Source organism: Paraglaciecola sp. 25GB23A (genome assembly GCF_040012495.1).
GTDB lineage: Bacteria > Pseudomonadota > Gammaproteobacteria > Enterobacterales > Alteromonadaceae > Paraglaciecola.
Map to the genome: position 1 here is coordinate 29,446 of NZ_JBDYKM010000007.1, position 19,605 is coordinate 49,050.

The 19,605-nt window shown below is 43.8% G+C and carries 16 protein-coding genes; 10 read left to right on the forward strand and 6 right to left on the reverse strand.

Annotated elements, in window-relative coordinates; genetic code table 11:
* Positions 1 to 16 precede the first annotated feature (16 nt).
* Positions 17 to 1,000: a Gfo/Idh/MocA family oxidoreductase gene (locus tag ABKW31_RS12245; protein WP_348616673.1), complete on the forward strand. Its 984-nt coding sequence runs from the start codon at positions 17 to 19 to the stop codon at positions 998 to 1,000.
* A 6-nt stretch (positions 1,001 to 1,006) separates the two neighbouring features.
* Here ABKW31_RS12245 and ABKW31_RS12250 read toward each other — a convergent pair whose 3' ends face one another.
* A complete protein-coding gene (locus tag ABKW31_RS12250; protein WP_348616674.1) occupies positions 1,007 to 1,846 on the reverse strand; it encodes a hypothetical protein in 840 nt (279 codons plus the stop codon).
* A 297-nt stretch (positions 1,847 to 2,143) separates the two neighbouring features.
* On the opposite strand from ABKW31_RS12250, the gene ompR reads away from it, so the two are divergent.
* Together ompR and envZ are read left to right on the forward strand one after the other, a co-directional pair.
* Positions 2,144 to 2,869 (forward strand): two-component system response regulator OmpR, encoded by a 726-nt coding sequence (gene ompR / locus ABKW31_RS12255; RefSeq protein WP_348616676.1) that lies wholly within the window; start codon positions 2,144 to 2,146, stop codon positions 2,867 to 2,869.
* 18 nt (positions 2,870 to 2,887) lie between these two features.
* On the forward strand, positions 2,888 to 4,195 hold the full coding sequence (gene envZ, locus ABKW31_RS12260) for a two-component system sensor histidine kinase EnvZ (protein WP_348616678.1): 1,308 nt from the start codon (positions 2,888 to 2,890) through the stop codon (positions 4,193 to 4,195).
* 206 nt (positions 4,196 to 4,401) lie between these two features.
* Here the strand turns inward: envZ and ABKW31_RS12265 are convergent, their stop codons facing one another.
* Both ABKW31_RS12265 and ABKW31_RS12270 read right to left on the reverse strand, forming a co-directional pair.
* Positions 4,402 to 6,633 (reverse strand): transglutaminase family protein, encoded by a 2,232-nt coding sequence (locus ABKW31_RS12265; RefSeq protein WP_348616679.1) that lies wholly within the window; start codon positions 6,631 to 6,633, stop codon positions 4,402 to 4,404.
* An 18-nt stretch (positions 6,634 to 6,651) separates the two neighbouring features.
* Positions 6,652 to 7,521, reverse strand: coding sequence for a transglutaminase family protein (locus ABKW31_RS12270; protein ID WP_348616680.1), 870 nt, complete (start codon positions 7,519 to 7,521; stop codon positions 6,652 to 6,654).
* A 430-nt stretch (positions 7,522 to 7,951) separates the two neighbouring features.
* On the opposite strand from ABKW31_RS12270, the gene ABKW31_RS12275 reads away from it, so the two are divergent.
* Positions 7,952 to 8,224: a hypothetical protein gene (locus ABKW31_RS12275; RefSeq protein ID WP_348616682.1), complete on the forward strand. Its 273-nt coding sequence runs from the start codon at positions 7,952 to 7,954 to the stop codon at positions 8,222 to 8,224.
* Between the two features lie 285 nt (positions 8,225 to 8,509).
* Here ABKW31_RS12275 and ABKW31_RS12280 read toward each other — a convergent pair whose 3' ends face one another.
* Positions 8,510 to 10,684, reverse strand: coding sequence for a penicillin acylase family protein (locus ABKW31_RS12280; RefSeq protein ID WP_348616683.1), 2,175 nt, complete (start codon positions 10,682 to 10,684; stop codon positions 8,510 to 8,512).
* 242 nt (positions 10,685 to 10,926) lie between these two features.
* On the opposite strand from ABKW31_RS12280, the gene ABKW31_RS12285 reads away from it, so the two are divergent.
* A complete protein-coding gene (locus ABKW31_RS12285; protein WP_348616684.1) occupies positions 10,927 to 11,751 on the forward strand; it encodes a creatininase family protein in 825 nt (274 codons plus the stop codon).
* Positions 11,752 to 11,895: 144 nt separating this feature from the next.
* Here the strand turns inward: ABKW31_RS12285 and hslO are convergent, their stop codons facing one another.
* Together hslO and hslR are read right to left on the reverse strand one after the other, a co-directional pair.
* Positions 11,896 to 12,789, reverse strand: a complete 894-nt coding sequence (hslO, locus tag ABKW31_RS12290) for an Hsp33 family molecular chaperone HslO (protein WP_348616685.1) — start codon at positions 12,787 to 12,789, stop codon at positions 11,896 to 11,898.
* 50 nt (positions 12,790 to 12,839) lie between these two features.
* Complete coding sequence (gene hslR / locus ABKW31_RS12295) at positions 12,840 to 13,253, reverse strand: ribosome-associated heat shock protein Hsp15 (RefSeq protein WP_348616687.1); 414 nt, start codon at positions 13,251 to 13,253, stop codon at positions 12,840 to 12,842.
* Positions 13,254 to 13,447: 194 nt separating this feature from the next.
* On the opposite strand from hslR, the gene gspC reads away from it, so the two are divergent.
* Genes gspC through gspG form a run of 5 tightly spaced genes read left to right on the forward strand, consistent with a single transcriptional unit; the run spans position 13,448 to position 19,578 of the window.
* Positions 13,448 to 14,317, forward strand: coding sequence for a type II secretion system protein GspC (gspC, locus tag ABKW31_RS12300; protein WP_348616688.1), 870 nt, complete (start codon positions 13,448 to 13,450; stop codon positions 14,315 to 14,317).
* On the forward strand, positions 14,314 to 16,362 hold the full coding sequence (gspD, locus tag ABKW31_RS12305; protein WP_348616690.1) for a type II secretion system secretin GspD: 2,049 nt from the start codon (positions 14,314 to 14,316) through the stop codon (positions 16,360 to 16,362). Before gspC ends, gspD begins: the two co-directional genes overlap by 4 nt.
* A 1-nt stretch (position 16,363) precedes the next feature.
* Positions 16,364 to 17,926: a type II secretion system ATPase GspE gene (gspE, locus tag ABKW31_RS12310; RefSeq protein WP_348616692.1), complete on the forward strand. Its 1,563-nt coding sequence runs from the start codon at positions 16,364 to 16,366 to the stop codon at positions 17,924 to 17,926.
* Positions 17,927 to 19,147, forward strand: a complete 1,221-nt coding sequence (gene gspF, locus ABKW31_RS12315) for a type II secretion system inner membrane protein GspF (protein ID WP_348616694.1) — start codon at positions 17,927 to 17,929, stop codon at positions 19,145 to 19,147. It begins immediately after the preceding gene.
* On the forward strand, positions 19,144 to 19,578 hold the full coding sequence (gene gspG, locus ABKW31_RS12320) for a type II secretion system major pseudopilin GspG (RefSeq protein ID WP_348616695.1): 435 nt from the start codon (positions 19,144 to 19,146) through the stop codon (positions 19,576 to 19,578). Before gspF ends, gspG begins: the two co-directional genes overlap by 4 nt.
* The last annotated feature ends 27 nt before the right edge of the window (positions 19,579 to 19,605 follow it).

Genomic DNA, 19,605 nt, shown 5'->3' on the forward strand with positions numbered 1-19,605 from the left:
CAAGTAAAGGGTAAACATGCATAAAACAACTCACTATCGTTGGGGCATTATAGGTTGTGGCGATGTATGTGAAGTCAAAAGTGCGCCTGCTTACCAGCAAGTCGAGGGCTTTGAACTGCTGGCTGTCATGTCGCGTTCATTGGCCAAAGCGCAAGATTTTGCTAAGCGCCATGGCGTGCCTAAGGCCTATGACAATGCGCAAGCTTTGATCAATGACCCTGACATTAATGCCGTTTATATTGCTACCCCGCCTGATAGTCATCATCAATATGCCTTACAAGTCGCGCAAGCCGGTAAAGTGTGTTGTGTAGAAAAGCCCATGGCTTTGGACTTTCAACAATGTGTGGAAATGCAGCAGGCTTTCGAGCAGCAAGGTTTGCCATTGTTTGTGGCTTACTATCGGCGTTCATTACCTACTTTTAGGCAAATTAAACAATGGCTTGTCGATCAAGAAATAGGCCAGGTTAGGCATATTGATTGGCAGTATATAAGGCCTCCCAGCGATATTGATGTGGCCAAAACAGCCAATTGGCGCACGCAAAAAGAGGTGGCCAAGGCCGGCTACTTTGAAGATATCGCCAGTCACGGTATCGATCTCATGACTTTTCTATTGGGCAAGGTGAAACAAGCCCAAGGGGTAGCGAGTAATCAACAAGGTTTGTATTCGGCCTACGACGCCGTTGCGGCCAGTTTACTGTTTGAAAATGGTGTGACGGGTACAGGACATTGGAATTTTGCGGCCAGTAGTCATGTGGATAAAATGCTAATTATCGGACAGCACGGCCAAATTAGCTTTAGTGTTTTTGATGAGACGCCTGCAGAATTAACCACTGCCGAAAAGTGCATCACTCAAGCTATGCTCAAACCTACGCCTATTCAAGGTGACTTTGTGCACGCTATGGCTGACCACTTAGCAGGTAAAGCTGAGCACCCTTCAATGGCACAAAGTGGTGCTCATACTAATTGGGTGATGAACGAGATTTTATCGCAAGCTGTATAAGTAGTTTTAGTCACTAGCGTTATGGTTTATGGGTTTGTTTAATAAGCGGCTAAAAATCAAATTGATCATTTTCGTTTGTTCGCTTAAATGATTCTCTCCGATATTATTGGTGCTGCGTTCGGCTTCAATATTGATATAGCGAATTCCCAGTTTCTGGGCGTAAACGGATAACGAACCATCATCTTCTTCAGGATCACTGACTACTTTGGGGTGTTGCAATACCGCATTCCAACCCGCTTGTTGCAGAATGCTGAAATCAGATTTTTCAGTAACAAAAAATAAATCATCTTCGTCACCCTGCCCCTCATTTACGGCTATGAGAAATTGGGCACCTGCACTGAGTTTATGTTGATAGCGTTTAATAGAAATATCACCGATACCATGATTATTATCCCCTTGATAACCTTGCGTATTGTTATGAATAGCCACCCAAGTTCGCGAAGGGTCGGCGCCTCCTAGTGTTTTTATAATGAGCTGGGCTAACGCTTTCGAGCGGCGCATGGCGCGGTGAAAAACATAAGTATTGGTGCGTAGTTTGGGATTAAGTTTAATGATATTTTTGCGCCTGCCTTGTTCGGTAAAGATGCGATTTGGATCAATCTTTACGCGAAATGGCTCAACATCAATATGTATCAAACGTTTGCCGTCTTGGCGCAAAATAACAAAGACGCCACCATGTTGTTGAATTTTCTGAATAACATAGTCGTTGGCCACATTTTCATTTTCATGAGGGGCAAAAAACGCCCAGTTCGGGTTGGTAGAGGTTTGGCCAATCACTTCAAGCTTGATATTAGCTTGCTCGGGAAGGGCAATAATTTGACTAAAGATGAGAAAAATTAAATTCATGTAGCCTAAGTTTAGGCATAAATAGCCTGATTGTTTGAGCTTAAAATAACAAACAAGAGCCACTCATACAAAAATAATTATTCACGAAGATAATCATTGTTAGAATAATGTAGTTAAAAAGCATGATTGTTTATAACAGTTTGCTAAGTTCGGATTTATCGCTTCTTTTGATAGTGTGATTACGGGCTTAAATGACAAACTTTGTAACAATCCAAATTAGCGTGTTACAGAGGGAAGCTTTTGAAATGCGCGGCTTTAACATATAGTGCAACTATTGTAGTTAAATGGACATGTATTATGGGTCAAGAAACCACCAAAATTCTCGTTGTTGATGATGATATGCGCTTACGTAGCTTACTCGAGCGTTATTTGGTTGAACAAGGATATCAGGTTAGGGCCGCAGCCAACTCTGAGCAGATGGACCGCTATCTCGAACGTGAAAATTTTCATTTGATGGTGCTTGATTTAATGTTACCCGGTGAAGACGGCTTATCAATTTGTCGTCGTTTACGCCAAAAAGATAACCAAATACCTATTATTATGTTGACTGCAAAAGGCGATGAGGTTGACCGTATCATCGGCCTAGAAATGGGGGCAGACGATTACCTACCTAAACCTTTTAATCCACGTGAGTTGTTAGCCAGAGCAAAAGCCGTGCTGCGACGTAAAACGACTGAAGCCCCCGGCGCGCCATCGTTAGAAGAGCAAATTGTAAAATTTGGTAAGTACTCACTTAACCTTGGAACCCGTGAAATGAGTGCAGAAGGTATACCCATGACCTTAACCAGTGGTGAGTTTGCGGTATTAAAGTCCTTAGTCACTCATCCGAGGGAGCCGCTATCTCGCGATAAATTGATGAATCTTGCTCGCGGCCGAGATTACAGCGCGCTTGAGCGTAGTATTGATGTGCAAGTGTCGCGTCTGCGTCGTATGTTAGAAGAAGACCCCGCCAACCCGCGCTATATCCAAACAGTATGGGGTTTAGGTTATGTGTTTGTGCCCGATGGTGGTCAAAGCACCTAACACAAAAGAATTGAGTCAGTGAGACTGCTTCCTAAAAGTGCCTTTGGGCAAACCGTTTTGTTGATCGGTATGTTGTTACTGATCAACCAGATTGTGTCCTATTTGTCGGTTACTTATTATTTTATTCGTCCCAGTTATCAGCAAATTAATAATTTGTTGGCCACCCAAATCAAACTGGTATTTATCGAAGACAGAAATCACTTTGACCCCGAACTGAATAGGCGTTTTTATGCGGCAACCGGTATCCGAGTTTTCACAGAGCGCCAAGCGCTGGCACAAGGCTTAGATCAAGCGATTTATTATCAATTTCTGTCGAGTCAGATGTCACAGCGTTTGGGTGGGGAAGCAGAAGTGCGCATCACCCCCGGTGAGCCTTATTTATTTTGGATTAAACCGCCACAAAACCCTAAATTATGGATCACCATACCTATGATAGGCGTAGGTGAGGCGGATATTTCGCCCCTGACTATTTATCTACTTGTCATTGGTATTCTTAGTGTGGCGGGTGGCTGGATTTTTGTGCGACGCCTCAATCGACCTCTTAAAGCACTGCAAGAAGCAGCATTGCTGGTGGGTAAAGGCAGAGTGCCTGAACCCCTTGAACAAGAAGGCTCGACCGAGTTAATGGCTGTTACCCAAGCCTTTAATCAAATGGCCAAGGGCATTAAACAATTGGAAGATGACAGGGCGCTATTAACCGCCGGTATTTCTCATGATTTACGTACGCCACTCACACGTATTCGCCTTGCCACTGAAATGTTGCCTGACACTCAAGACTGGATCAAAGAAGGCATCGTGCATGATATTGAAGACATGAATGAAATCATTGACCAATTTATTGATTATGTGCGCCAAGATCAGCAAGAAAAACTGCAAGAAGGCGATATCAACGGTCTCATTAATGAAGCAGTGCAGGCGCGAAATATTGAAGAAGACCATAATATTAAATTAAATCTAGCCCCTTTGCCTTGGTGTATGATCCGGCGTGTTGCCTTAAAGCGCGTGTTAGATAATCTCATTGAAAATGCTTTTCGTTATGGTAGTAACGATATTGAAATCACCTCATATTATAATAAAAAAGAACAACTACTGTGTTTTGCCATTCGTGACTTTGGGCCTGGTATTCCAGAACATCAAATGGAGCGTTTGTTTGCGCCTTTTGCCCAAGGAGACGTGGCTCGCGGTAGCTTGGGGTCTGGTTTAGGATTAGCCATTATTAAGCGCATTGTTGAAATGCATTCAGGCAAAGTGGTGCTGTCTAACCACCCACAAGGTGGGCTTGTCGCCACAGTCAGTATTGCTTATCAGCCTGTGGGTTTAAACTAGTACCACAAGAATAAATTGTATCCCTAGCCCCAATCCGCAAACGTAGCATTGTCTTAGCAGCTCATTCAGAAGATCTGGTTTTGCGTCATTAATAACTAAAAAAGACAGTTGATCTTAGTGATGCTCAACTGTCTTTCTAACACATAATCTACCCATGGTACTGTGTATCAATGCCCATAAGTAATTGCTTATGGGCAGGGACATTATTAGCTTTTAAGATCACTGCGACGTAAATCAAGGGTGTAAAGTGGTGGCTGCGAGGCAGGTAGTTCTTGGACCACTGCGACTGAACCAACTAAAGAACTCCTATCTACTAACCTTTCGGCAACCCGTTCTCGACCATCTTTGTCGTTGCTTGCTAAGCCATCATATTTTTCGCCAAGTAACTTCCAGTTTACATAGTCAAAGGCGTGTACCACTTTGTTTGTCGCTTCCTCAATAATTAAAATATTGAGTGGCGAATGCGCCGTGATGTGGGGTTGTAAGCCCCAAAAATTATTAAACAATCTATAACGAATACCTGCTACTGCAGCTTCATTATTGACTTGCTGAAGAGGCAAGCGAATACCATTCACACTGACGATTAAACCAGCAGTTGCTAAGTCTCCCTCGGCTAACATTTCCAAACGGTCAGTTGTACTGTCAACAACTCGGCCTGTACCTTCGTGCTCACCCATTACTGGCCAAGGTTCAATGGCATGGCGCAAGGTCCATTTAATCGCCCCAGTAGTAAATTGAGTAACAAGTGGAAAGCGAAAATCGAGTTGTGCTTCAAAGATATCTTTGTCGAAAGAGAAGCCATGCTGGTTAAGATAGGCAATTACAGCATGCAAATCTTCACGTAAAAAATACGGTAACATAAACTTGTCATGCAAGGCTTCACGCCAGTCAATGAGTGTGGAGGTAAAAGGCTTTTCTGCGAAGCAAGCCGTTAGAGAGCGCAGCAGTACATTAGCCGCCAATAAGGGTTCAGCCTCTGGCACCATCTCAAATGCGCGAAATTCGATTAAACCGCTTCTGCCATTCGAAGTATTGATATTATAAAACTTATCAACGCTCAATTCAGCCCGGTGGGTGTTGCCATTCCAGTCCATGAGCAGATTACGCAACAGTGCATCTATCATCGATGGATCACCTGGTTGGCTCATCGCTTCTATTGCTCTGAGGGTAATCTCAAGTTCATAGGGTAATTCATAGGCACTTTCATCTATTCGGGGGGCCTGACTAGAAGGCCCAATAAATAAGCCGCTAAATGCAAATGAAAGTGCAGGGTGTTGTTGTAAAAACCGCAGAAAGCTACTAAGTAAAGTAGGGCGGTCGATAAAAGGGTTATGTTCTAAGTCTGGCCCGCCAAGTACGATATGTGCGCCTCCGCCAGTACTGACCTTGCGGCCGCTGAGTTGGTACTTGTGAGCACGCATTCCAATAGATTCTGCACTTTTGAATAAGCCACGAATAAAGCGTTCGAAGTCTGGCCAATTATCGGCTGGCGGCAAGTTAACTTCGAGTACACCAGGATCAGAGGTCAATGCCATGGATTCTAAATCTTCGTCCCGCGGTGGTGTATATCCCTCTAGTCGAATTGGCGGTAAGTTGAGCTTTAGAGCCAACTGCTCAACTGCTCTAACAAGCTCGGCAAAACACTTAAAGCTTGGCAACGGTGGTAAAAAAACAATTAACTCGCCGTCTCTAAGTTCAACTGACAGCCCACGGCGAATTGCGCCTTCAGGTAAACGATGCAATGGCAAACGCAGGCCTACAGGACTATCACCGGGGAACAGCGTCAGGTCGTCGCCATCAGGCAGGTTCCATTCACCGGTAGACCAAATTTTGTCGTCATGATCAAGGGGTAAAACCCAGCCAGCAGGCTCAAAGAATGACTGCCATTTTTCACCGATATCATCAGGTAAGGGACGAGAAATAAAGGCCCGTTTACTGCGACTAAAACGCGGTAATAAGTTTGTCGTTTCATCTGAGCCAATGGATCTGAGTTTAGCGTCGAGGTCTTCATAGGCTGGCAAACTAGTGTCCTTAAGCCCAAGGCTCGCGGCCAGTTCAGCAATAAACTGCTTGGGCATCGCCGGATCACCCTCAGCAATCGTGTCTTGCCCCAAGCGTAAGCGACTTAGGTCATTCCATAGTGGTTCTGCGCTGCGAGATTTATAAATACCTATCTGCCAACGAGGTAACGGCTCACCTGGGTAATGTTTGCCAAATGATTGCAGCACAACCGCACCTTTAAATTTTGTAGAGGCCAATTCGTGCGCAAGTTTTCGGGCGTATTTGAGCTTTTCTGGACCCAAGGCGGCCAAATTCCACTCTGGTGCAGTAGTATCGTATGGCACAAATGTTGGTTCACCGCCCTGAGTTAAGATTAACTTCTGTGCGGCTAATTTAGCGTCGGCGATGCCGCCTTGAATATTTATATTATTTTTCACTTTAATTACCATTAGTAGTTATGACTCAATGACTCGAGCATCAATACACACGCTCATGTCTTTAAATAGTGAGGCCTCACCTAGATAACTACCTCGAATAGGTGTTGCCTGGTCTGGACTTCGGGTTCTCGCAACAGGCACGTGTAGACTCGCTGCGAGAATGCCGCTGGTAGGATCAAATCCTTTCCAGCCAGCCCCCGGCAGGTAGATTTCTGTCCATGCATGTGTGGCGTTGGCTGCAATTTCACTCTCTTCTTGCTCAAGGTTACACAAATAACCACTGACATATCGCGCGGCTAGGCCCATATGCTTAGCCGCTTCCATCAATAATAATGCAAAGTCTCGGCAACATCCCGTGCCTAAACTCAAGGTCTCAGCAGGACTCTGAAACCCCGGTTCTTCTCGGCGACCATAGGCGAAGTTTGCCGCAATAAATTCGTTCAGCGTCAGCAGAAATTTGAGAGTCTTAGCCCTACCAAAGGGATCGAGAAAGGTCTGTAACCATTGCCCAATAGCAGTGTGATCTTGTGGATACTGACGAATTAAGAAGGGGGCTAAATCAACCAGATCTTCGCCGCGATAATCGAAGGGAAGATCATTTGTATAAATAGCAAGAGAGAAGTTGAATGGGTTGATATTGAACTGTTCAACCGTATATTCAGAAATTATGCGCAGTTCGTCGGTTTTACTTGTGAAATGTAAATTAGCCACCGAGTTATTGAATATGTCGTGCTCCCAACTCAGGCTATTGTGTGGATAAACCTCAAGTTTTTCAGAACGGATCTGCAGACCATGACTTTCCACAGGCCGCAGCATAAGCTGATGGTTAGTCAGTTCGACAGGGCGGTGATAGCGATAAATATTGACATGGGTTATTTTTAATTTCATAAACCATGATAAATGAATTTTGCACGGTATAGAAGATATTGCCCCCTCGCGTAGCCAAAATTTTAAGGGTTTTATGCGCCACGAGTTGAACCGCTTATGAACTCAGGCTCCGCGCCAGTAAAGACCAAGCTAAAAAAACGAGTCCTCAGCTAGCTTGGGTTAAATCGCTTTTGCCAAAACACGAATTGTTTTATAAACCTCGCCTACAACTCATCAATATTCAAATTTTTCCTATTTTGATTATTTTGTTTGTTCGAGCGTCTTAATGATAATTGTCACTTACATCTTAAAAATCAGGTAACTTAAATGTCCATATTACTTGCAATTGTTTAAATATTAGTTAGTTTGTTATAGATACTGCAAGTAGAAAGCTTAGAGTAAATAAGGCTGCTACATCATAGGAAGTTATGTTTATAAGGAAGGTCGCTCAATGTCTGTAAAAATTACTCACTACGCTCAACCGATTACGACTAACGTTAAAACCTTTATTGAAGCGAGCTTTATAGAGTTTTTTATTGGCCTTATTTGTGCGGCTTTTGCCTATTTTACTTATGATGAAGCTCTGGTTTTATTTGTGTCTACTGGTCTTATAGCTGTTGTTTGTTTCTTTCTGACTATCTACAACATTTACGGCGTTATTCAAGATTTAAGATTTCAAAAACAGCATCAAAATTTGCAAGACAAGGAAATTAGCGACGAATAACTGGGCTGGTCATTCGGCTCGATTAGTTGAAAGTTACCTAACCCACTATAAGAATGGGCTTATTGATACTATAAGAACTGATCCGTAGCACTTAAATATCAGTTTGATAATAAGCGCCACACTAATTCTAGACTTTGCCATTCCGAAGCCACTAAAAAAAGCCATTGGGCACATGGGCGCCCAGCCGCCAAAGTCACAATAAGCAAACTGCGCATAATATGGGCATTTCAGTGAACCTAAGCCCGCAGGTCTGCTGCTTCCGGTTAGTCGCCGGCTATTAAGCTATTATTTTCCAGGGTGATATTTACGTTCTGAATTTTTTTCAATATCTTGCTGATAAAAATATACATCGCGTAATTTACCCGCAGCATACAGCGCAGCTTGATCATTAAAGTGTGGGCTAGCAGGGTCGCCACTTTGCCCACCCGCTGTAATGGCCTTGGCTTTTATTTTATCGCCAAACTCAACGACAGCGACAAAACTGTTGCCGCGAGTACCATATATCCGCTTGGTATCATTGAATGTACGTTGGCCATATGCGGCTAACGAGCCCCAACGCGCAGACGTAAAGCCAACAGGAATACTCGGTGCGGCATCATCAAATGGTTGGACAATGTCACCTGTTAGGCGCTGAAATCTGTTTATCTCACCCCATGGCGTCTGTGCACTACCAAAATCGGCGATTAACTTTGCTTTGGCTTCAGATAGTGATGTTACACCGATTTGAGCGGTATATTCGGCCACATATTCGTCGAAACTTAGGCCTCGATTACTGGCATCCGTTTGTGCGGTTTGATTCTCGGCGGCTTTACGACGCAGTTCTTGGCCCCAAAATATAGCTAATGATGTTGCTGTAGAGCTCTCGTTAAAGCGATGATCCCACGCTTTGAGAAGTGCTATTTGCGCAGTCAGATCACTAACAGGTGCCGCGTCATAAGCCTTGTATAAAACAGGCAGTAAGACATCAAAAGCAGTTAAATGACTGTCGTAGGCGGCAGCGGCCAAACTATCGATGGTAAAGTCTTTTTTACCATCGAGCACTTCAATCGCGTGGATACCGCGATAATTCTCGGGGTAATTTTCCATATAGGCTGGGTAGTCTTCTGCCTTTGGGCTATGTTGCGGCCCTGCCATCATCCATGGCCAATTATTAGTGTTGTTAAGATAGCCACTTTGGGGATTATGCCCACTAACTGTCTCTTCGAGTGTATGTAATCCTTGCCAATCTGTCGCAGGATTACTGCCATCGACCGGTTTTTTCCAATCAAATGATGGGTCACGGCGAGGGATGAAATTACTATGAAAATACGCAATATTCCCTGCTGAGTCAGCAAACAGCGTGTTGTTTGAGGAATTTGTATTGAAGCGCATATTGGCTTGATAGTCTGTATAATTGCTCGTCTTGGTGCGGCCAAAGGACTGCTGTAGCGCGTCAATAGGATTTTGCATTAAGGCGACGCTCACCCATTTACCATCGAGTTCGCGAACAATAGGGCCGTGATGGCTGTAGAACACAGTCATTGTCTTCGACTGTTGTCCATCTTTAGTTTTATAGGGCACAGTAATTTGTTTTTCTCTTAGCTTTTTCCATGTATCACCATGTTTGTAAAAATAGCCATCTTTACGTTTTTCAATGGTTTCTAGATATTCGTCAATGAAATCCGCCCCGCTAGATGTATGCATCCAACCTGCGTTTTCGTTGAAGCCCTGATAGATAAAAAACTGCCCCCAAGTGACCGCTCCATAAGCATTCAATCCTTCATCGCTTTGCATATGAACTTCAGCGCGAAAGTAAAATGATGTATGTGGATTGATAAGGAGTAAGGCGTGACCGTTTTTAGTATTCTGAGGGGCAATCGCAATGCCATTAGAGCCTTGCGGTTCAACGTTAGGGTCTTGAGTCAATTGAGCTAGAGTTAAATCGGATTTGCCTTTGCTATAAAAACTTTCAAGACTTTTTATATTAATACTTTCAATGTCACCACCAATACTACCTTCTGTGAAAGTTAGTGCCATCCAAGGCTCAAATTTCTTGAGCACTTTAGGCTTTACATTAGGGTGAGTGTAAAGGTAATAGTTAAGACCATCCGCCCAAGCATTCATTAGTTTTTGCAGGTAAACGGGGCTTTCGCTATATTTTTTTTGGATATCAGTAGGGTCGATATATAACTTCATGCGTAGGTCGCGATATATCTCGCTTTCACCCTCTGATTCAGCCAAACGGCCCATGGCGTTTAGATAATTCACTTCGATACGGTTGAAGTCATCCTCTGCCTGCGCGTATATCATGCCAAACACTGCATCGGCGTCAGTTTTACCGTACACATGAGGAATACCCCAGGTGTCACGGGTTATAGTGACTTGACCAGCCTGTTCTTGCCAGCGAGCGACATCGCTACTACTTGCAAGGGAAGAAAAACTGGAAAATACGCAGGCTATTAATAGCAGAAACAATTTCATCAAGACCGACCTTTTTTGATTTTAGCCACTATATCTGTCGCTATTCTGACTGTAAAGACCTCATGTAAACTACTAAAAAGTAAGCCTTATTTAGCAAATGCGCTGGGGAATTATATTTATTAGATTGGTCAATCACTATTGAGCCCAAGTTTACATATTTTAGGATAAACAAGATTACAAGCAATTGCGCCTCGTATATTTTTGCGCAACTATGGTCTTTTCCTTTATACCGAGTAAAAATAATGAAAAATCTTCTGAATGTATTGTTGCTTGCTTTGGTTTTGCCAATAAATGTAATTGCTGAGGAGCATGTAAGCGGTCCGAGCACGCGAGAAATGGAACGTATTAATTGGATGGAGTTTCAGGAATGGATCCCCAATAAAATAAACACAGTATTACTTCCCACTGGCACGTTAGAGGCTCATGGTGTTGCGAATAATGGCGCAGACAATACCGCGCCATTTGCAATTTCTAACACTATCGCACAGCGCATCAATTCTATGGTCGCGCCTACTTTGGCATATGGCATGACAGGCAGTTTAGCGGCTTATCCTGGCGCCTTTCAAATGAGCGCTGAGGTTTACAAACCTTTTGTTAAAGAAATTCTACAAGGACTAGTTAAAAACAAATTCAAAACCATCATTATTATCAATGGCCACGGCGGTGGACAAACAGCGGTACTAAAAGAAGTGGCGGCTGAAATTGCCAATGAATATGGCGTCAGAACGCTAGTCATAAATTGGTGGTCATTTGCGGCTGATATTACTCAAGAAGTATTCGGCGAAAATGGTGGTCACGCAGGGTGGAACGAAAACGCATTTATTCAAGCTATTGACCCGTCACTTATCCAACAAGAGCGCTACAGTGATGACTTAGCTACTGCGTCTGCGCAAAACGGGAGTTGGTCAGCAACACCTTTTCCTTCATCAATTATTCTTTACCAAGAAGGTGAGGGATACATAAAATTTGACCAACAAAAAGCCGATGAGTACTTTAAGAAAGTTACCGATAAAATGGCCTCATTCATCATTGAGATAAAAACAAAGTGGGATAAAGCAGGTTTGTAACTTTAATCATTAATTCGATTAATCATCATGACGTCAAAAAAGCATAAAAATGAAACCCGCAAAATGCGGGTCTCACCTGATAAGTTTTAATATTAAAACGAGCACACAGGCCAGCCCATTGCTACTGATGTTTATTCGTGCAAGTTAAGAGCTTTTTTGATCGCTGTAACCAAATGTGCCTGCATGAATGGTTTCAACGTCTATCGCATCAAAACTGTATTCTGCATGGCAATATTGGCAGTTCATTTTTACCAAGCCGTCTTCAGCCACAATCGACAAGAGCTCCTCTTTACTGACAGCCGCTAATGCCGCGGCCGTGCGGTCGCGACTACAACTGCATTTAAATACCACGGGTGTTGGCGTAAATACTTCAGCATTTTCCTGATGATATAAGCGATACAATACATCTTGAGCCGGCAGATTAAATAACTCTTCATCCTTTATGGTGTCAGTCAGTTTACTCAAATGTTCAAAGTCGGTATCTGCTGCGTCGGTGGCTGCACTGCTAGTGGGCAAAATTTGTAAAAACATGCCACAGGCCTTAGGCACAGCAGGACTTAGTTGGGTGCGAATAAGCACTTTAGTCGCAAGCTGTTCTGATTGCGCAAAGTAAGTTTCGATACACTCTGCCAAGGTGGGTTGGTCTAGCGCCACTATTCCTTGGTAACGTTGGCCTTCTTCAGGGGTAATGGTGATGACCATCACGCCTTTGGGTAGTAACTCACTGAAACTAGTGGGCAGTTCTGTAAGTGTTTCATCCCAGCGGGCAACACCACGTAATTGTTGATTGTGTGTACCGTTAATGACTGCGTAACTAATGGGCCCATCACCTTGCAACTGAATAGCTATATCACCCTCAAATTTCAAGGTGGCGGTGAGTAAACTAGCAGCGACCATCAGTTCACCCAATAATTGTTGGATAACCGGTGGATAGGGATAAGAGTTAAGGATGCCGGCAAACGTTTCTTCTAAACGCACCATCTCGCCACGCACATTGCCTTCGTTAAATAAATATCGGTGTAATTGGTCAAATGCCATCGTTGTTACCTTAATTGTTGTACCTGTTGAAGCAAGGGTCAAAAAGAGACTTATTGTTGCTTAAATTGAATGATTTGGCGTCGTTGTTTTTTATCTGGGCGGTGGTCGGGTTTTGGACTATAAAAGGCGTTTAAACGTCGCGCTTCAGCGGTTTTTTCTCTTAAGGCTGCACTTTCTGAGGTTTCCTGATACATCAATTTTGCCAAGGGCGCGCCAAGGCGTTGTCCTTTGACTTGTAAAACGGTGATTTCCAGTAAGTCATGGCCTAAGGGAACTTTAATTATCGCGCCTAGCTCTACAATACGGCTAGGTTTGCAACGCTGTGTGTTGTAATGTACTTTACCGCCAGCAACAGCATCACGGGCAAGGCCACGGGTCTTAAAAAAACGCGCAGCCCACAGCCATTTGTCTAGGCGGATATCATCAGGCACTGCTCGCCCTTGTGAATCAAGTTGTTGGGGCATAGCGACTATTTAACCAAGTGAGTATTGTAATTTTTTTGTAACCTTTACTTAATACAGTTGTGACCCTTCCCGCTAGTCGTTATGATTGGCAGGTATCGTTTTTTTCAAGGTCCCACCGAGAGACAATGACAGTCGTAAATTATAACGTTAATCACCTCTGGCTCCAACTGGTCAAATACCAACGCAGCATAAATATGTTGTTAGTATTGGTATTAAGCCTGTTTTTGTTGGCCTATGGCGCAGAAATTACCTGGCGCTTGTTGCCTACTCCGCACAGCAACAATATGCAATCTGCTGGCAATCAGTCGGTTGTAGTGGCAACTGTCAGCAAAAATGCCAAATTGGATTTATCCGGTGTCAAAAAGTTAAATCTATTCGGTGACTTAGCCGCCCCCACTCAAGTGGTAAAAGAAGTCACAGAAGCGCCCGTTACCCGCTTGAATTTAACGTTGACCGGTGTGGTCTCAAGTTCAGATATAGAAGCTGGCGCAGCGATTATTGAAAATCGTAATCAACAACAAACTTACGGTCTAGGCGAAAAAATTGACGGCACTAATGCAACGTTGGCCGAAGTGTATGTTGACCGCGTGATCATTAAAAATGGTCAAAGTAAAGAAACTCTAATGTTAGATGGAGTTGATTACAGTAAACCAAATCAACAAGTTATTGCCCCAGTGCGCGATACCTCGAACTCGCCTAATAACGATGGCGAAGAGCGCAGAACCTTATCATCTGAGGCCGTGCAAGCCACTCGAGAACTGCAACAAGCGCCCGCCAACTTCACCGATTTTATTAATATCACTCCCCATCGACCTGAGGGAGAGTTACTAGGTTACAAGGTCGCACCCGGTAAAAAGGCCAGTTTATTCAAAGCAGCCGGTTTACAAGCAGGTGATGTAATTACTAATTTAAACGGCTTAGACTTGACGGATACGCAACAATCTCTCGAAGCCATGAACGCTATACGACAAGCCGAATTTATTGAAATGACTATCGATCGTAATGGCGAATTATTGACTATTTATCTGGATTTACCCGCAGGGGATGAGGAAGCTGTAGAATGATGTTTAATAGGCGCACCCGTGGAATAAATAAAGTAGTGATAGCGATTAGTGCTGCTTTCTTGGCTATGTCTACTATGTTGGCTGCGGCCGATTACTCTCCTAATTTCAAAAATACTGAAATCAGTGAGTTTATCAATATTGTAGGTAAAAACCTGCAAAAGACTATCATTGTTGACCCTAATGTTCGGGGTAAAATTACCGTTCGCTCTTACGATCTACTGACCGAAGAGCAGTATTACCAATTTTTCCTAAACGTACTGCAAGTCTATGACTTTGCTGTAGTTGAAATGCCCAGTGGCATTATCAAAGTGGTTCGAGCTAAAGACGCTAAGACGTCAAACATACCCGTGGTCGAAGGTGAAGCGTTTAACGGCGACGAAATTATTACTCGGGTAGTGCCTTTGTATAACGTACCTGTGCGTGAACTTGCGCCCATTTTGCGTCAATTGAGTGATTCGGCAGGTGCCGGCAGTGTGGTGGGACATGATGCATCAAACGTAATGATGTTAACTGGCCGCGCAGCCGCAGTGAACCGTTTAGTTGAAATTATTGAACGTGTTGACCGCGCGGGTGATGAAGAAGTTGAAATCGTAAAATTGAAGTTTGCTTCAGCCTCAGAAATGGTTCGCATTATTGACAGTATTAACAAATCTCAAGGTGCTGCCGGAAACGCCGGTGGCAAGTCTGCCCCGCGCGTAGTGGCTGATGACCGCACCAATAGCATTATGGTCAGCGGTGATACTAAAGCCCGTGCCCGTTTAATCAATTTAATTGAGCGGATGGACCAAGAACTCGAAACCAGCGGTAATACCCGAGTGATTTTTCTCAATTATTCCAAAGCCGCTGATTTAGTCAAAGTATTACAAGGGGTAAGTGCCAGTATTCAGGCCGAAGAACAAGGTGCCGCTAAAAGCAAGAGTGGTAAAAATCGCGAAGTTAGCATCGACTCCCATGAAGATTCTAATGCTTTAGTGATCACGGCTGAACCTGACATGATGCGCTCCTTAGAAACAGTGATTCGTCAACTGGATATTCGCCGTGCTCAAGTGCAAGTTGAAGCCATAATTGTTGAAATATTTGAAGGTGATGGCACAACATTAGGTGTGCAACTAGGTAGTGAAAAGTATGGTGTGCAGCAATTTACTAACGGAGTTGTTGGCATTGGCTCATTGGCTGTGGGTGTTAACCAAGCGCGAGATAGAACAATCGTCGATACCATTACTACTACGTCCAATGGTGATACAGTCGTTGTACCAACTGAAAAAACTCAATTAGGTGATTTCACATCTTTAGCTTCATTGTTAGGGGGCGTAAATGGCTTGTTAACTGGCGTAGTCAAAGGTGGCTGGGCCGCAGTAGTCCAAGCAGTGAGCACAGATACCAACTCAAATGTATTGGCTACTCCCCATTTAACCACGCTAGATAACGAAGAAGCATTTTTTATTGTGGGTCAAGAGGTGCCGATTATTACCGGCTCCACTACTGGCTCGGGCAACTCAAATCCTTTCCAATCAGTAGACCGTAAAGAAGTGGGTATCAAGCTGAAGGTGACCCCACAAATTAACGAAGGTGATGCAGTACAACTTACCATTGAGCAGGAAGTCTCGAGCTTAAGTGGCGCCACCTCGGTTGACGTATTAATCAATAAACGTGAAATTAAAACCACTGTCATTGTGGATGATGGCGGCACCATCGTGCTGGGTGGTTTAATTGATGAAGACGTGCAAGAAAGCGTGTCAAAAGTACCTTTACTAGGTGATATTCCCTTTATTGGTAATTTATTTAAGTCGACCACCACCAGCAAACGTAAACGTAATCTGATGGTATTTATCCGGCCGACTATTGTGCGTGATGGTTTCACCATGAACGAAATCAGCAAGCGTAAATACAATTATATCCGAGCTGAGCAGTTAAAGCGTCAGTCTGAAGGTATTCCTTTGATGCCCTTCCAAGAGGGGCCTGCCTTGCCGGAGTGGGATGATACACTCGTTTTGCCACCTAGCTTTGAAGAATACATTGAGACCAAAGGTGAGGATAAAGACTGAGATGGAGACGACTCACCTCAGCGCCGTTGATGCCGAAGAACAAGCTTTGATTGAAGCAGGCACTGATATAGACGCGCCCGTTGACGAACCCGAGCATAAACAGTTGGCCTTTAGTTTTGCTAAACGCCATCAAGTGCTGTTGGATACGGGCGAAACACCAGCTGTGCTTTATCATACCTCTGAGACTAAAATAGCCGTATTTGCCGAAGTGCGGCGCTTTTTGGGGGCTGAATTTCGTTTACTTGAAATCGAAATTGCACGTTTTGAAACCTTGCTAACCCAAGCCTTCCAGCGCGACTCTTCAGCGGCTAAACAGCTTATGGAAGATATTGGTAACGAAAGCGACTTGTTTAGTTTGGCCGAAGACTTGCCCGATACGGAAGATTTACTTGAAAGTGAAGATGACGCACCGATTATCAAATTGATCAATGCCATGTTAGGTGAAGCGATCAAAGAAGGCGCGTCAGATATTCACATTGAAACCTTTGAAACTCAGCTTTTAGTGCGTTTTCGGGTTGACGGAGTATTACGAGAAATTCTCAAGCCAAACCGTAAAATGGCTTCGATGTTGGTGTCGCGTATTAAAGTTATGTCGCGCATGGATATTGCTGAAAAGCGGGTGCCACAAGATGGCCGTATCACTCTGCGTATTGCTGGTCGTGCTGTCGATGTGCGGGTATCCACCATGCCTTCTAGTCATGGCGAGCGAGTTGTATTGCGTTTATTAGATAAAAACAACGTGCGCCTTAACCTACTCGATTTAGGTATGACCAAAGATAATCGCGCGCATTTTTCTGAACTGATACGAAAACCTCACGGCATTATTTTAGTGACTGGGCCAACCGGTTCGGGTAAATCAACCACTTTGTATGCAGGTTTAAGCGAAATAAATTCTAAAGATCGTAATATTCTCACAGTAGAAGACCCCATTGAATTTGACTTACAAGGTATCGGTCAGACCCAAGTTAATCCCAAGGTTGATATGACTTTTGCTCGAGGCTTGCGCGCTATATTACGTCAAGATCCTGATGTGGTAATGGTCGGTGAAATACGCGATCTCGAAACCGCACAAATTGGCGTGCAAGCCAGTTTAACCGGTCACTTAGTCATGTCTACATTGCATACCAATACTGCCGCTGGCGCTATTACGCGCCTCGAAGACATGGGTATTGAACCCTTTTTGCTATCCTCGAGTTTGTTAGGGGTATTATCCCAACGATTAGTGCGTACCCTGTGTGACCATTGTAAAGTTGGCCATCACCCCACCGAGCAAGAATGTCAAATCTTAGGGGTAAAACCGAAAAAACCCGATGATATTATGATTTATTCACCTAAGGGTTGCGCTGCGTGCAACCAAACGGGCTATCGCGGTCGAACGGGTATTCACGAGTTGATAATAGTCGATGAAGGGATCAGAGAAATAATTCACAGCGGCCATGGTGAACAAGCGATTGAAAAATATGTACGTAAGACTACTCCCAGTATTCGTGAAGATGGCTGTGATAAAGTTTTGCTGGGTACGACCTCTCTTGAAGAAGTGCTACGTGTAACACGGGAAGACTAAATGGCCGCTTTTGCTTATAAGGCCATGGATAAAAGTGGCAAAAATAAATCTGGGGTATTAGAAGGCGACAACGCCAGACAAGTGCGTCAGCAGTTGCGTGAACAACAGCTTATTCCTATGGAAGTGAGCCAAGTCGCTGAAAAAGAACGCCAGTCACAGCAAGGTTTACAACTGTTTAAAGCCAAAATATCTGCTTCTGATCTAGCCTTGTTAACCCGTCAATTAGCCACTTTGGTGGAAGCTGCACTCACCATTGAAGAAGCCTTATTGGCGGTGGCTGAGCAATGTGAAAAGCCGCGACAAAAAAACATGATGATGGCCGTGCGCTCAAAAGTTGTTGAAGGGCACACCTTGGCAGATGCAATGGCAGAGTTTCCCCATGTATTCGATACTCTCTATCGTGCCATGGTGGCAGCAGGTGAAAAGTCAGGCCATCTGGATACCGTATTAAATCGTTTGGCCGACTATACCGAAAAACGTCAACAAACCCGCAGCCAAATTACTCAAGCCTTGGTATACCCCATGATCATGTTGTTTTTTGCCTTTGGCATCGTGATTTTATTATTAACTATCGTGGTGCCTAAAATTGTTGGGCAGTTTCAAACCATGGGGCAAGAATTGCCTACCATTACGCAAATATTAATTAATGTCAGTGAATTTTTACAAGATTATGGTTTGGTCTTGGCTGCCGTCATTGTTACTGTTATTGCGATTACTGTGCGAGTCTTGCAACAGCCGGTCATGAAAAAACGTTATCATGCATTTATTCTGACTTTGCCCCTATTAGGCAAGGTTTCTAAGGGTTTAAATACTGCACGTTTTGCTCGCACCCTAAGTATATTGTCATCTAGCGCGGTGCCATTGTTAGAGGGTATGCGTATTTCTAGTGATGTATTAGAGAACTTATATATCAAAGATGCGGTCAAAACGGCATCTCTGCATGTAAAAGAAGGTTCAAGTTTACGTGCGGCTTTAGAACAAACTAAAATTTTTCCACCCATGATGATGCACATGATTGCTTCGGGTGAGCGCAGTGGTGAGTTACAACAGATGCTTGGCCGCGCAGCCGACAACCAAGACCGTCAGTTTGAGTCTTTGGTTAGTGTGTCATTAAAAGTGTTTGAGCCTATGCTCATTGTATCCATGGCAGGGATCGTCCTATTTATTGTATTGGCAATACTGCAACCCATTCTGGCTTTAAATAATATGGTGAATTTATGAATAAACGTAGCAAACAACAGGGTTTTAGCTTAATTGAAGTGATGGTGGTGTTATTAATCATCGGCATCATGGCAGGCCTTATCGCGCCATCAATTTTAGGCAACCAAGCCACCGCCCAAATCAAAAAAGCCGCGGTGGATATTCAGCAGTTGGAAAGCTCGTTGGAGTTGTACAAACTCAAAACCAATACCTTTCCCACCACTGAGCAGGGCTTAGAGGCCTTGGTTACTGCCCCGACTATTGATCCTGTGCCACGTAATTATCAAGAAGGTGGGTTTATTAAACGTTTACCTGAAGATCCTTGGGGCAACCCTTATCAATTATTGAGTCCTGGTGAATTAGGTGTTATCGATATTTTTTCTTTTGGTCCCGACGGTCAGCCGGGTACAGACGATGATATTGGTAACTGGAATTTAAACGATTACTTATAAATGTATAGTGACGACCAGTGAGCAGTT

Coding starts and splice junctions, on each gene's coding strand:
- ABKW31_RS12245 (WP_348616673.1), top strand. CDS start 17: ATGCATAAAACAACTCACTATCGTTGGGGCATTATAGGTTGTGGCGAT.
- ABKW31_RS12250 (WP_348616674.1), bottom strand. CDS start 1,846: ATGAATTTAATTTTTCTCATCTTTAGTCAAATTATTGCCCTTCCCGAG.
- ompR (WP_348616676.1), top strand. CDS start 2,144: ATGGGTCAAGAAACCACCAAAATTCTCGTTGTTGATGATGATATGCGC.
- ABKW31_RS12270 (WP_348616680.1), bottom strand. CDS start 7,521: ATGAAATTAAAAATAACCCATGTCAATATTTATCGCTATCACCGCCCT.
- ABKW31_RS12275 (WP_348616682.1), top strand. CDS start 7,952: ATGTCTGTAAAAATTACTCACTACGCTCAACCGATTACGACTAACGTT.
- ABKW31_RS12280 (WP_348616683.1), bottom strand. CDS start 10,684: ATGAAATTGTTTCTGCTATTAATAGCCTGCGTATTTTCCAGTTTTTCT.
- ABKW31_RS12285 (WP_348616684.1), top strand. CDS start 10,927: ATGAAAAATCTTCTGAATGTATTGTTGCTTGCTTTGGTTTTGCCAATA.
- hslO (WP_348616685.1), bottom strand. CDS start 12,789: ATGGCATTTGACCAATTACACCGATATTTATTTAACGAAGGCAATGTG.
- hslR (WP_348616687.1), bottom strand. CDS start 13,253: ATGCCCCAACAACTTGATTCACAAGGGCGAGCAGTGCCTGATGATATC.
- gspC (WP_348616688.1), top strand. CDS start 13,448: ATGTTGTTAGTATTGGTATTAAGCCTGTTTTTGTTGGCCTATGGCGCA.
- gspD (WP_348616690.1), top strand. CDS start 14,314: ATGATGTTTAATAGGCGCACCCGTGGAATAAATAAAGTAGTGATAGCG.
- gspE (WP_348616692.1), top strand. CDS start 16,364: ATGGAGACGACTCACCTCAGCGCCGTTGATGCCGAAGAACAAGCTTTG.
- gspF (WP_348616694.1), top strand. CDS start 17,927: ATGGCCGCTTTTGCTTATAAGGCCATGGATAAAAGTGGCAAAAATAAA.
- gspG (WP_348616695.1), top strand. CDS start 19,144: ATGAATAAACGTAGCAAACAACAGGGTTTTAGCTTAATTGAAGTGATG.